The sequence below is a fragment of the Pseudomonas sp. DCB_AW genome, from assembly GCF_026240895.1.
Classification (GTDB): domain Bacteria; phylum Pseudomonadota; class Gammaproteobacteria; order Pseudomonadales; family Pseudomonadaceae; genus Aquipseudomonas; species Aquipseudomonas kermanshahensis.
Genome location: NZ_JAPFCE010000014.1, coordinates 13,502 through 26,142 on the forward strand (window position 1 = coordinate 13,502; position 12,641 = coordinate 26,142).

Here is a 12,641-nt window from a genome sequence, read left to right on the forward strand (position 1 = left end):
TGCACCCGCAATAAGAACAACACTGCTGGAGCCGGCCATGTCCGAACTGCGTCAACAATGCTTGTGGGAATTCGTCAGCAAACCGACCGTCGCCGCCCAGGCCCTGGCCGGTGAGCACAAGGCCGATGTCTGTGTCATCGGTGGCGGCATCACCGGCCTGTCCGCAGCGATCCACCTGCTCGAACAGGGCAAGTCGGTGATCTTGCTGGAAGCCTGGAAGATCGGCCACGGTGGCTCCGGACGTAACGTCGGCCTGGTCAATGCCGGCACCTGGATCCGTCCCGACGACGTCGAGGCGACCCTCGGCCAGAAGCAGGGCAGCCGCTTGAACAAGGTGCTTGGCGAAGCACCGGGCGAGGTATTCGCCATGATCGAGCGCCTGGGCATCGACTGCCAAGCCCAGCACAAAGGCACGCTGCACATGGCGCACAACGCCACCGGCATTGCCGACCTCGAAGCCCGCCATGAACAATGGAGCCGCCGCGGCGCTGACGTCGAGCTGCTGACCGGCGCCCAGTGCCAGGAATACTGCGGTACCGACAAGATTTCCGCCGCGCTGCTCGACCGCCGCGCCGGCACCATCAACCCCATGGGTTACACCCAAGGCCTGGCCGCTGCGGTTTCGCGCCTGGGTGGCAAGGTGTTCCAGCAGTCCTCGGTCGAGGGCCTGGAGCGCGAAGGCGATGGCTGGCGCGTGAAAACGGCACGTGGCTCGGTGCGCGCCGACAAAGTGGTGATTTCCACCGGTGCCTACACCGAAGGCGACTGGAGCAACCTGCAGAAGCAGTTCTTCCGCGGTTACTACTACCAGGTCGCGTCCAAGCCGCTGCACGGCGCTGCCGCTGACAAGGTGCTGCCGCATGGCCAGGGCTCCTGGGACACCCGCACCGTACTCAGCAGCATCCGCCGCGACGACCAGGGCCGCCTGCTGCTCGGCAGCCTGGGCCGGGTCGACAACAAGCCGGCCTGGTTCGTGCGCAGCTGGGCTGACCGTATCCAGAGCCATTACTACCCTGAGCTGGGCAAGGTCGAGTGGGAGATGCACTGGACCGGCTGCATCGACTTTACCCCCGACCACCTGATGCGCCTGTTCGAGCCGGCGCCGGGGCTGGTGGCGGTGACCGGTTACAACGGCCGCGGCAACACCACCGGGACCGTGATCGGGCGAGCGTTTGCCGAGTTCTTGCTCAAGGACGAAGCGGACAGCCTGCCGATTCCGTTCTCGCCGATGACCGGGGTGAGCGCGCCGTCGCTGCGCACGGCGTTTTACGAGTCCGGGTTCTCGCTGTACCACGCGGGGCAGTGCTTGAGGGTGGTGTTGTAATTACTGGCCTCTTCGCGGGCAAGCCCGCTCCCACAAATACACCGGTGTATTCAACCTTTGCGATGTATCTGTGGGAGCGGGCTTGCCCCGCGAAGAGGCCAGCACAGTGAAAAATATTACTTGTGCAACCAACTGAGAAAGCCACCTTTCTTGATCAGGGTCGGCTTCTGCAGCAACAACGACTCCCGGCTCTGCCGCCTGAACCGCTGCAACTTGCTCAACGCCGTCTGCACCTCGCCCCGCTGCACCAGGCAGCTCTTCACCTGTTCCTTGTCGATGCGGTAAAGCACGCAACTGGTCAGTGTGCGGAACTCGGCAAAGCCGTCGTCTTCGTCGATGATGCCCTCGATCCCCAGCACTTCCCCCGGCCCCATGCGCCCGGCCTCCAGCAGCTTGTCGCCATCGCGAATCGACGCTGAAACCACGCCGCTGCCAATCACCAACAGGTGATCCGAGCGCTCGCCCACACCCAGGATCACTTGGTCCGCCAGGTATTCCACGGCCGTCATGCGCTGGCTCAGCGCATCGCGCTCTTCATCGCTCAGCGAGCGGAACACCCGCACTTCATCCAGCACCTCGCGTTGGCGGCTGCGCGGCGGCAGGGCCAGGTCGACGTTCCACATCACGCCACTGGCCTCCAGGTGCCGATGGGCCAGGTCGAACAGCTGATTGCGCGCGTCGGTCTTGCCGCCCATGTCGGCAATGAAGCCACTGGCTTCGTACTCCACCGACTCCAGGGTCGACGCCTTCACCGTGACCTTGGGCTTTGGCGTGGCGAGTATCGCGCGCGTGCCCTGCAGGGCCTTTTCCAGCGCATCGAACACCCGCTTGGGGCGCACCTTGGCCGGCACCACCACACTGATCGACACCCCATGCACGTCAGGCGGGCGGCTGTGGTTGAGCAGTTTGGCTTTGGCCGCCACCGAATTGGGGATCACCGCCAGGCTGCCGGCACTGGTCAGCAGCCGCGTGGCACGCCAGTCGATGTCCAGCACCTTGCCTTCGGTGCCGTCGATGGAGATGGCATCGCCGATCTGATACGGCCGCGTCGTGTTCAGCACGATGCCGCTGAACACGTCGGCCAAGGTGCTTTGCAGCGCCAGGCCGATGACGATGGCCATCACCCCGGAGGTGGCCAGCAGCCCCTTCACCGGCAGTTGCATCACATAGCCCGCCGCAGCCACCACCGCCGCCAAAAAGATCAGCGCCCCCAGCACATCCTGCAGCAACCGCCCGCCATGGCTGCCACGCGCCACCAGCAACAGCCCGAACACCACGGTCACCGTGCGCGCACCGAACAGCCACCAGCCGATCGTCAGCACTGTCGCCATCAGGTTGCGCGACACATCGTCAGGCCATGGCGGCGGCTGCAAAGGGCTCATGCCCGCGGCCAGCAGCCCCCAGCTGAACAGCAGGAAAATCACCAGCCGCGAGCCGATACGCCAGGCCCGGCGTTGGAGGGGGATCAGTTGCCAGAGAATCAGGTCGAGCAGGATCAGTGAAGTGCCGAGCAACAACGGGGACGACTGGATGAAAGCCAGCATGGTGGTCTCGGGGGTGAGGGGAGGGCTGTGCGTAGTAATAGAGCAGGTTGGGCAGGCAGGCAATGGGGGACGGGTGAGTTGTATCTGAAGGTCAAGGCCGTTGCCCTGTGGTCGAAGGGTTCGCGGCGCTGTGCTCCAACTACATCCCGCATTGCCGCAAAGCTGTTGACTTGCTCAAAGACTGTGATAGCGTTTTACCCGAGCGCGAAACCAGTTGCCATTCAGCGGCAGTAACTGGCGTAGGAACCCCGTCGATGGCTGAATCATCAGCGCAGGGTGAGACCTCCACACCCCGGCTTGAGGGTGTGTATATGAATATCAAGCGTCTATTCAGGGCTACTGGTGACAGTGGCCCTTTTCTTTGCCCGGCAGAAACTCATAGCGCTTGTACAGCAGTTCGCCATGGCGGTGCTTGTTGAGTGCTTTCGCGTCGCACTGCATGAAATTCCACAGCATTTTTCCGCTCTCGAGTGTAACGATCGCCAGCATCTGCCGCTTGGCTTCATATCCCCCTGGATTTTCCTCAGACGAAGCAATGGCGTAGGAATTGGCTTGTGGGCTTCAACAAGCCCAGCGTCCATGAAGCCAGCTTGCCCGTTTACAGACCTGCCAATCCATCGTTCACAAAACAGAACGCTAAAGCCAAAAACCACTATCTACCGCTCCAAAGGTGATGGTTTTAATCTTCTCCCATCAACGCGAAACACCCAACTTACTGAACATCAAAACCCTTAGGAGCAACGATCATGGCCCAATTCAAATACAACCGCCTGAACAAAGACGACGCCGCTGTGCTGCTGGTCGATCACCAGGCTGGCCTGCTGTCCCTGGTCCGCGACATCGAGCCAGACGCATTCAAGAACAACGTGCTGGCCCTGGCCGACCTGGCCAAGTTCTTCAACCTGCCAACCATCCTCACCACCAGCTTCGAGCAAGGCCCCAACGGCCCGCTGGTGCCTGAATTGAAAGCGCTGTTCCCAGACGCCCCTTACATCGCCCGCCCAGGCCAGATCAACGCCTGGGACAACGAAGACTTCGTCAAAGCGGTAAAGGCGACCGGCAAGAAGCAGCTGATCATCGCCGGTGTAGTGACCGAGGTCTGCGTCGCCTTCCCGGCCCTGGCAGCCTTGGAAGAAGAGTTCGAGGTGTTCGTGGTAACCGATGCGTCCGGCACCTTCAACGCGATGACCCGCGATGCCGCCCATGACCGCATGAGCCAGGCCGGTGCGCAGCTGATGACCTGGTTCGGCGTGGCCTGTGAGCTGCACCGCGACTGGCGCAATGACGTCGAAGGCCTGGCGGCGCTGTGCTCCAACCACATCCCGGACTACCGCAACCTGATGACCAGCTACAACGCCTTCAACGCCGGCAAGTAAGCCGCCGCGCACCGGGCACCGACCGTCGGTGCCCGGCAAGGGCAGCACACCCATTCAATCCTCCGCCCGTTCGCTGTTGCACAGTGAGTGCGGGCCAGCTCATCCCAAGGAATGTCGATGAACACCGCACTCCAAGACAACCGCAACGTGGTCACCCTGGTCATCCAGCACAAGGTTCGCGCCGAGGCGCTGGCCGGCTACGAGGACTGGCTCAAGCACACAGTCAGTGCCGCGCGCCGCCAACCCGGCCACCTCGACGTCAACGTGATCCGCCCCGAAGACGGCGGCCGCCACTTCACCACCGTGGTGCGCTTCAGCGATGCCAGCCTGCTGCAGGCCTGGGTCAACTCCACCGAGCGCCAGACGCTGGTCAGCCAGGTGCTGCCGCTGCTGGAGGAGGGCGACAACACCCAGGTTCACGAAGACCCAGAGTTCTGGTTCACCCCACCGAGCACCACGGCGGCACAACCGCCGCGCTGGAAGCAGGCGTTGCTGACTTACCTGGTGATCTGCCCGATGACCATGGTCATTCCGCAACTGCTGGCGCCGTTGTTCGCGCGCTTTCCGCACTTGGGCGGCGCGATCACCGGCAACCTGATCGTCAACCTGTTTGTCATCCTGCCCGTGGTGTTCTACATCATGCCGTGGGTAACCCGACGCTGCGCCAACTGGCTGCGTGGCTGATTCAGCCCCTTCCCCCATAGACTTTCAAGGAGATACCGATATGAGCACACTCGTAACCCGCGATGGCACTTCGCTCTATTTCAAGGACTGGGGCAGCGGCAAGCCCGTGCTGTTCAGCCACGGTTGGCCGTTGGACGCCGACATGTGGGATTCGCAGATGGAATTCCTGGCCAGCCGTGGCTACCGCGCCATCGCCTTCGACCGCCGTGGTTTCGGCCGGTCGAGCCAGCCGTGGAATGGCTATGACTACGACACGTTTGCCGATGACATCGCCCAACTGATCGAACACCTCGACCTGCGTGAAGTGACCTTGGTGGGCTTCTCCATGGGCGGTGGCGATGTCAGCCGCTACATCGCGCGCCATGGTAACGAGCGGGTGGCCGGGCTTGTGCTGCTGGGGGCGGTGACGCCGGTGTTTGGCCAGCGGGATGACAACCCTGAGGGGGTCGAGGCTGCGGTGTTCGAGGGTATTCAGGCGGGCTTGCGTGCCGACCGGGCGCAGTTCATCGCCGATTTTGCCACGCCGTTTTATGGCTTGAACCAAGGGCAGCAGGTGTCCCAGGGGGTGCTGACGCAGACCCTGAACATCGCGCTGCTGGCCTCGATCAAGGGCACGCTGGATTGCGTCACCGCGTTCTCCAAGACCGACTTCCGCCCGGACATGGCCAAGATCGAGGTGCCGACCTTGGTGATTCACGGTGATGCGGACCAGATCGTGCCGTTCGAATCCACGGGCAAGAAAGCCGCCGAGTTGATTCGTGGGGCCGAGCTGAAGGTGTATGAAGGTGCGCCGCATGGGTTTGCCGTGACGCATGCGCAGCAGCTGAATGAAGACTTGTTGGCGTTCCTCCAGCGATGACGGTGTGAGGCATTCGCGGCGGTCCGGCGCCCCGGTGAACCCGCTCCCACAGGTTCAACACAGCTTTTGGGGCATGTGATGCCCTTGTGGGAGCGGGTTCACCGGGGCGCCGGACCGCCGCGAAGAGGCCGGCCCTGGCAGCACAAAATTTGAACAGGACTAACCTTCTTCAACCCACCGCACATCCATGCAATCCCTGACCAGGCTTGAACCGGCATGCTCGGCAGTTGCGCTTGCCGCTGCCGCACCCAGACGGAGAAGACCATGTCCCAGGACCCTAACGACAAGAGCCGTCGCCAGTTCCTCGCCACCAGCACCGTGCTCGGTGCCGCCGGCGCGCTCTGGTCCGCATTGCCCTTCGCCGGCTCCGCCGGTTCCGCCCATGCATCCACTCAAGGAGGCTCCATGACCGCCGACCTCATTCTGTTCAATGGCAAACTGCACACTGTCGACCGTGAGAAGCCCACCGCCACCGCCGTCGCCATCAAGGACGGCCGCTTCATCGCCGTCGGCAGCGACGCCGAAGCCATGGCCCACAAAAGCGCCACCACGCAGATCATCGACCTTAAGCAGCGCACGGTCATCCCGGGCCTGAACGACTCCCACCTGCACCTGATCCGCGGTGGCCTGAACTACAACCTGGAGCTGCGCTGGGAAGGCGTGCCTTCGGTAGCCGATGCCCTGCGCATGCTCAAGGACCAGGCCGCCCGTACCCCGACCCCGCAGTGGGTGCGTGTGGTCGGTGGCTGGAACGAGTTCCAGTTCGCTGAAAAGCGCATGCCGACCCTGGAAGAAATCAACCAGGCCGCGCCCGATACCCCCGTGTTCCTGCTGCACCTGTACGACCGCGCGCTGCTCAACCGCGCCGCGCTCAAAGCTGTGGGTTACACCAAGGACACGCCGAACCCGCCGGGTGGCGAGATCCAGCGCAACAAGTTCGGCGAGCCGACCGGCATGCTCATCGCCCGCCCTAACGCGATGATCCTCTACGCCACCCTGGCCAAAGGGCCGAAGCTGCCGCTGGAGTACCAGGTCAACTCGACCCGCCAGTTCATGCGTGAGCTCAACCGCCTGGGCCTGACCAGCGCCATCGACGCCGGGGGCGGCTACCAGAACTTCCCGGACGATTACTCGGTGATCCAGGAGCTGGCAGACAACAACCAGCTGACCGTGCGCATCGCTTACAACCTGTTCACCCAGAAGCCCAAGGAAGAACTCGACGACTTCAAGAAGTGGACCTCCAGCGTCAAGCTGCACAGCGGCACCGACTTCCTGCGCCATAACGGCGCGGGTGAGATGCTGGTGTTCTCCGCGGCCGACTTCGAGGACTTCCTCGAGCCGCGCCCGGACCTGCCGCAAACCATGGAAGAAGAGCTAGAACCGGTGGTACGCCACCTGGTCGAGCAGCGCTGGCCGTTCCGCCTGCACGCCACCTACAACGAATCCATCACGCGCATGCTGGATGTATTCGAGAAGGTCAACCGCGACATCCCGTTCAATGGCCTGCCGTGGTTCTTCGACCACGCCGAGACCATCACCCCGCAGAACATCGAGCGCGTGCGCGCCTTGGGCGGCGGTATCGCCATCCAGGACCGCATGGCCTTCCAGGGTGAGTACTTCGTCGACCGCTACGGCGCCAAGGCTGCCGAGCAGACCCCGCCGATCAAGCGCATGCTCGACATGGGCGTGCCGGTTGGGGCCGGTACCGACGCGACCCGCGTCTCCAGCTACAACCCGTGGACTTCGCTGTACTGGCTGGTCAGCGGCAAGACCGTCGGCGGCATGGAGCTGTACCCCGAGGGCCTGAGCCGTGACACCGCGCTGCAATTATTCACGCAGGGCAGCGCCTGGTTCTCCAGCGAGCAGGGCAAGAAGGGCCAGATCAAGGTTGGCCAGTTGGCGGACCTGGCGGCGTTGTCGCTGGACTTCTTCAGTGTCGAGGAAGAAGCGATCAAGGGCATCGAGTCGGTGCTGACCATCGTTGACGGCAAGGTCGTGTACGCTGCCGGCGAGTTCGACAGGCTCGGCCCACCGCAGGTACCGGTACTGCCGGAATGGTCGCCGGTGGCCAAGGTGCCAGGGCACTGGCGTGTGGGTACGCCATCGCTGGCAGCGGCGGTGCACCAGTGCAGCGGGCCGTGTGGGGTGCATGCTCACAGCCACGAGAAGGCGCGGCATTCCAGCGTGCCGGTGAACGACTTCCAAGGGTTCTGGGGGGCGTTGGGGTGTTCGTGTTTTGCGTTCTAAGTTGACGTGAGGAAAGGGGCGCGCTCATTGGCCTTAATTGGGGCTGCTGTGCAGCCCATCGCAGCGGTTCGGCGCCCCGACAAGCCAGCTCCTACAGGTGAGCGAGATTCACAAGAAATATGCTCCCCCTGTAGGAGCTGGCTTGCCTGCGATGGGCCGCGCAGCGGCCCCTTGGCCCTAACTGACTGGCATTACCCGTAAAGCCCCCTTCTTTGTTCAAAAGCCGCCTTTGAGTGGGTATTCGATGATCAGGTAGAGGCGGTCAATATCATCGCCCGCCTGGGCTTGGTTGGCGCGGTGGCTGACGTGGGACAGCGCCAGGCTGAGGTCTTTGGCGGCGCCGGACTGCACCACGTACTTGAGGTCGACATCGCGCTCCCAGTGGCGCCCGCCCTGGCCCTGTTGCGCCGTGTAGGCGCCACCTGCCGGGGCATGCGTGCCATCGACACCGCGGCCGCTGACGTAGCGGCCCATCAGGCTCAGGCCGGGCATGCCGAGGGTGGCGAAGTCGAGGTCGTAACGCAGTTGCCACGAACGCTCGCCGGGGCCGTTGAAGTCGGCGTACTTGATCGAGTTGGCCAGGTAGATGGAGTCGCCGCCGACGAAGTCGAAGGGGGTGTCGCCCTCGACCTTCTGGTAGGCCAGGGTCAGCGCCTGGGCACCGAAGCGGTACTTGCCCGCCAGGCTGTAGGCGGTGGTGTCGATGGCGCCAGCGCTGGCGTTGCCGGTATCGCGGGTTTTGTAGAGGTTGCCGTCCAGGCGCCAATTGCCCTCGGCCAGGTTGAGATTGAGGTAGGCCTGGCGCCAGGTGTCTTGCAGCTGGCTGGTGTACAGCGCACCGCCGAACGGGCCATCGGGGGCGAACGTGGCGCCGGCCAGGCTGATAGCGCGGCCATGGGTGGTGGCGCCGTAGCCGGCGAAATCGTCGTGGGTCGAGCTGTTGTCCTGGTTGTTGAACGCAGTGAAGCGGCCCGCCTGCAGGCGCCAGTCGGGCAGGTCGGTGTTCTCCAGCAACCAACCCGTGGCGTATTCGGGGTGCAGGCGTTTGTCGCCGGTGTCGAACACCGGTGTCTCGACAGTCATCTCGCCGTAGCGCAGCAGGGTATTGCCCAGGCGTAGCTTGAGGGCTGCACCGGCGCTGGAATAGTCGGACTCGGCACGCCCATCGCTGTCACGCGGCAGCAAGCCAGTACCGGCATGGCCGCGGCCACCGTCGAGCTTGAGGCCGAGAAAACCATGCGCGTCGATGCCAACACCCACCGTGCCTTCGGTGAACCCCGAACGGATTTCACCGATGAAGCCTTGGGCCCATTCCTGGCGGTAGTTTTGGCCGCTGCCGGAAGGCGAGCGGAAGTCGCTGTGCAGGAAGTAGTTGCGGCTGAGCAGCGACCAGCCGGGTTCATCTGCCTGGCTAAGTGCGGGGCAGAGGGCGAGGGAGGCGAGCAGGGCGCGGCCTGGTCCGTGATTGGCGCGGATCATGAGGGCTCCGGGGTGGATGATCCGAGACTGTGAGGCAAGCGTAGGCCAAGGTCTTGTAAGGGTGTGCTGGCCTCTTCGCGGGGCAAGCCCGCTCCCACAGGAATCGCGTGGTCTCCAGGGCGCTGGTGCCCCGCGAAGAGGCCGGTACGGACAGCAACTGACTCAGGCCATGTCGCTGATCGCGAACTCCTCGGCCAGGTGATCGATCAGCGACCGCACCGACGGCAACAACCCGCGCCGTGACGGGAAGATCGCATGCACGATGCCGCACCGCGGGTGCCACTCCGGCAGCAACTCCACCAGCCGGCCCTCGGCCAAGTCTTCGCGCACGGCGACCCGTGGCAAGTGCGCGATGCCAACCCCGGCCACTACAAAATGCCGCAGCGCGAACAGGTCGTCGGTGACCATGCGCGGCGTGTGCGGGATCACGATGCTGCGGCTCATGTCCTCGCCCTGGAACAGCTCCCATTGGTACTCACGCTGGGCGCTGCCCCAATGCACGCTGGGCAGCGTGCCAAGCAGCTGCGGGTCGAAGCCTTCGGGCAGTTGCGCCAGGTACTGCGGATGCCCCACCAGGCACTGGGTGCTGTTGCTCAGCACCTTCATCACCATGTCGGTGTTTTCCAGTGGCGGAAAGCGCACGCGCAGCGCGACGTCGAAGCCTTCGTGCAGCAGGTCGACGCGGCGGTTGGTGCTTTCGATGAACAGCTCCACCTGCGGGTACTTGAGCATGTAGCGGGTCAGCATTGGCCCGACCCAGGAATTGAGCAGGGTGGTCGGGCAGCTGATACGCACCAGGCCGCGAGGCTCGCTGCGGTTGCGCTCGATGATCTCCGCCGCGCCCTCGGCTTCCACGCGCATGGCCAGGCAGCGGTTGTAGTAGGCCTGGCCAATTTCGGTCAACGAGCAGTGCCGGCTGGTGCGGTGCAGCAGGCGCACGCCCAGGCGGTCCTCAAGGTCGGCAATGCGCCGGCTGAGTTTTGACTTGGGCATGTCCAGCGCCCGCCCGGCCGGGGCGAAGCCGCCGTGCTCGACGACTTGGGTGAAGTAGTAGAGGGAGTTGAGGTCTTCCAATGATCGTTCTCCAAATGGAACGCTAAAGGCAATTTTCGCAGTCTACCGCAGCAAAGGTGATGAATTTAATCTGTGCCCATCAACGCGAAACACCCCACTTACTGAAAACATCGAAGCCTTTTAGGAGCACGGACCATGAGCAAATTCACCTACAACCGCCTGAACAAAGATGACGCCGCTGTGCTGCTGGTCGACCACCAGGCTGGCCTGTTGTCCCTGGTCCGTGACATCGAGCCGGACAAATTCAAGAACAACGTACTGGCCCTGGCGGACCTGGCCAAGTTCTTCAACCTGCCAACCATCCTTACCACCAGCTTCGAGCAAGGCCCGAACGGCCCGCTGGTCCCCGAGCTGAAAGCGCTGTTCCCAGAGGCCCCGTACATTGCCCGCCCAGGCCAGATCAACGCCTGGGACAACGAAGATTTCGTCAAGGCAGTGAAGGCCACTGGCAAGAAGCAGCTGATCATCGCCGGTGTAGTGACCGAAGTCTGTGTGGCATTCCCGGCGCTGGCAGCCTTGGAAGAAGAGTTCGAGGTGTTCGTGGTGACCGACGCTTCCGGCACCTTCAATGCAATGACCCGCGATGCCGCCCATGACCGCATGAGCCGTGCCGGTGCGCAGCTGATGACCTGGTTCGGCGTGGCCTGTGAGTTGCACCGCGACTGGCGCAATGACGTCGAAGGGTTGGCAGCACTGTGCTCCAACCACATTCCGGACTATCGGAGTTTGATGACCAGCTACAACGCGCTGACGGCGGGTAAGTAATCACCCGCTAGTGGCAAACGAAAAGGCCGGCGCCCTGTGAGGGCGCCGGCTTTTTTGTCGCTGTGCAGGCTTGGATCAGCGAGCGCTCAACGCCGCATAGCTGTTCATCAGGTTGCGGTAGTTGGGAATCCGCTGCGACAGCAGATTGCCCAGCCCTTCGATGTCGTTGCGCCAGTCGCGGTGCAGCTCACAGGCCACCGAGAACCAGTTCATCATGTGTGCGCCTGCTTGGGTCATGCGTACCCACGCGGCCTGCTGCACGGTTTCGTTGAAGGTACCGGAAGCGTCGGTCACCACGAACACCTCGAAGCCTTCAGCCAGCGCCGACAAGGTCGGGAAGGCCACGCACACGTCAGTGACCACGCCGGCGATGATCAGCTGCTTGCGGCCTGTCGCCTTGATCGCCTTGACGAAGTCTTCGTTGTCCCAGGCGTTGATCTGGCCAGGGCGGGCAATGTACGGCGCGTCTGGGAACATCTCTTTCAGCTCGGGCACCAGCGGGCCGTTGGGGCCTTGTTCGAAGCTGGTGGTGAGGATGGTCGGCAGGCCGAAGAACTTGGCCAGGTCGCCCAGGGCCAGTACGTTGTTCTTGAACTCGTTGGGCGAGAAGTCCTGCACCAGGGAGATCAGGCCGGTCTGGTGGTCGACCAGCAGCACCACGGCGTCGTCTTTGTTCAGGCGCTTGTAATCCGGTTGGCTCATGAGGGTAACTCCTTGCATTGGGCTTAGGGTGTGAAACTCAGGCGTACTACCCGAAGGTGGTATACCAATGGATAAAAGGCGCTTAAGAATGCGGGCCGGACGCGGCACCTTGCGTGGTCAACCGCCACGCTTTGGGCGGCTGGCCGACCAGGCGGCTGAATGCCCGGGTGAAATGGGACTGGTCGCAGAAACCACATTCGAGGCTGACATGGGTGATCGGCGCCTCGGTGGCCAGCAGGCGCTTGGCCTTCTCCATGCGCGCCAGCAGGCGCCAGGCCTGGGGCGACAAACCCGTATTGACCTTGAACGCGCGCGAGAAATGGCTGCGGGTCAGGTTGCACACACCGGCGATCTCGATGATCGACAAAGGGCTGTGCAGCATCAGTTCCTTGGCCTGGCGCAGCCGCGCAGGGGTCAGCGCGCCTGGGGCCGGTGAGGTGCTGCGGATCGTCAGAGGGCTCATGGCGACTCTCCTGTTCAATGAGGAAAGTCTCGCCCCCGGGTCATGACAAAGTCCTGAGGCAAACCTGAAGAGTTCTTAATTGTGCAGTGCTGGCCCTGGCCGCTATACCAATACCTTAAGATGC

At 63.2% G+C, this 12,641-nt stretch carries 12 protein-coding genes; 6 read left to right on the forward strand and 6 right to left on the reverse strand.

The window, feature by feature from the left end:
• Positions 1–37 precede the first annotated feature (37 nt).
• Positions 38–1,324: an FAD-binding oxidoreductase gene (locus OO306_RS11045; RefSeq protein WP_027592183.1), complete on the forward strand. Its 1,287-nt coding sequence runs from the start codon at positions 38–40 to the stop codon at positions 1,322–1,324.
• 116 nt (positions 1,325–1,440) lie between these two features.
• Here OO306_RS11045 and OO306_RS11050 read toward each other — a convergent pair whose 3' ends face one another.
• Together OO306_RS11050 and OO306_RS11055 are read right to left on the reverse strand one after the other, a co-directional pair.
• The gene (locus OO306_RS11050; RefSeq protein WP_265968652.1) at positions 1,441–2,868 is read right to left on the reverse strand and encodes a mechanosensitive ion channel family protein; all 1,428 of its coding nucleotides are present in this window, start codon (positions 2,866–2,868) and stop codon (positions 1,441–1,443) included.
• A gap of 336 nt (positions 2,869–3,204) precedes the next feature.
• The gene (locus OO306_RS11055) at positions 3,205–3,357 is read right to left on the reverse strand and encodes a hypothetical protein (RefSeq protein ID WP_265968653.1); all 153 of its coding nucleotides are present in this window, start codon (positions 3,355–3,357) and stop codon (positions 3,205–3,207) included.
• A gap of 257 nt (positions 3,358–3,614) precedes the next feature.
• Between OO306_RS11055 and ycaC (OO306_RS11060) the strand changes: the two genes are divergently transcribed.
• From ycaC (OO306_RS11060) to OO306_RS11075, 4 genes are all read left to right on the forward strand, one after another.
• On the forward strand, positions 3,615–4,244 hold the full coding sequence (ycaC, locus tag OO306_RS11060) for an isochorismate family cysteine hydrolase YcaC (protein WP_027592185.1): 630 nt from the start codon (positions 3,615–3,617) through the stop codon (positions 4,242–4,244).
• Positions 4,245–4,361: 117 nt separating this feature from the next.
• A complete protein-coding gene (locus OO306_RS11065; protein ID WP_027592186.1) occupies positions 4,362–4,928 on the forward strand; it encodes an antibiotic biosynthesis monooxygenase in 567 nt (188 codons plus the stop codon).
• Between the two features lie 40 nt (positions 4,929–4,968).
• Positions 4,969–5,787, forward strand: coding sequence for an alpha/beta fold hydrolase (locus tag OO306_RS11070; RefSeq protein WP_265968657.1), 819 nt, complete (start codon positions 4,969–4,971; stop codon positions 5,785–5,787).
• A 405-nt stretch (positions 5,788–6,192) separates the two neighbouring features.
• Entirely contained in the window at positions 6,193–8,034 is a 1,842-nt protein-coding gene (locus tag OO306_RS11075; RefSeq protein ID WP_027592188.1) for an amidohydrolase, read from the forward strand.
• 216 nt (positions 8,035–8,250) lie between these two features.
• Here the strand turns inward: OO306_RS11075 and OO306_RS11080 are convergent, their stop codons facing one another.
• Together OO306_RS11080 and OO306_RS11085 are read right to left on the reverse strand one after the other, a co-directional pair.
• The gene (locus OO306_RS11080; RefSeq protein ID WP_265968658.1) at positions 8,251–9,513 is read right to left on the reverse strand and encodes an OprD family porin; all 1,263 of its coding nucleotides are present in this window, start codon (positions 9,511–9,513) and stop codon (positions 8,251–8,253) included.
• A 162-nt stretch (positions 9,514–9,675) separates the two neighbouring features.
• On the reverse strand, positions 9,676–10,587 hold the full coding sequence (locus OO306_RS11085) for a LysR substrate-binding domain-containing protein (protein ID WP_027592190.1): 912 nt from the start codon (positions 10,585–10,587) through the stop codon (positions 9,676–9,678).
• 135 nt (positions 10,588–10,722) lie between these two features.
• Between OO306_RS11085 and ycaC (OO306_RS11090) the strand changes: the two genes are divergently transcribed.
• Positions 10,723–11,352, forward strand: a complete 630-nt coding sequence (gene ycaC, locus OO306_RS11090; protein ID WP_027592191.1) for an isochorismate family cysteine hydrolase YcaC — start codon at positions 10,723–10,725, stop codon at positions 11,350–11,352.
• A gap of 75 nt (positions 11,353–11,427) precedes the next feature.
• Here the strand turns inward: ycaC (OO306_RS11090) and ycaC (OO306_RS11095) are convergent, their stop codons facing one another.
• On the reverse strand, positions 11,428–12,054 hold the full coding sequence (gene ycaC / locus OO306_RS11095) for an isochorismate family cysteine hydrolase YcaC (RefSeq protein WP_027592192.1): 627 nt from the start codon (positions 12,052–12,054) through the stop codon (positions 11,428–11,430).
• A gap of 82 nt (positions 12,055–12,136) precedes the next feature.
• Positions 12,137–12,517 carry an AraC family transcriptional regulator gene (locus OO306_RS11100; RefSeq protein ID WP_050580711.1) on the reverse strand — a complete coding sequence of 127 codons (381 nt, stop codon included), beginning with the start codon at positions 12,515–12,517 and terminating at the stop codon, positions 12,137–12,139.
• Between the last annotated feature and the right edge of the window lie 124 nt (positions 12,518–12,641).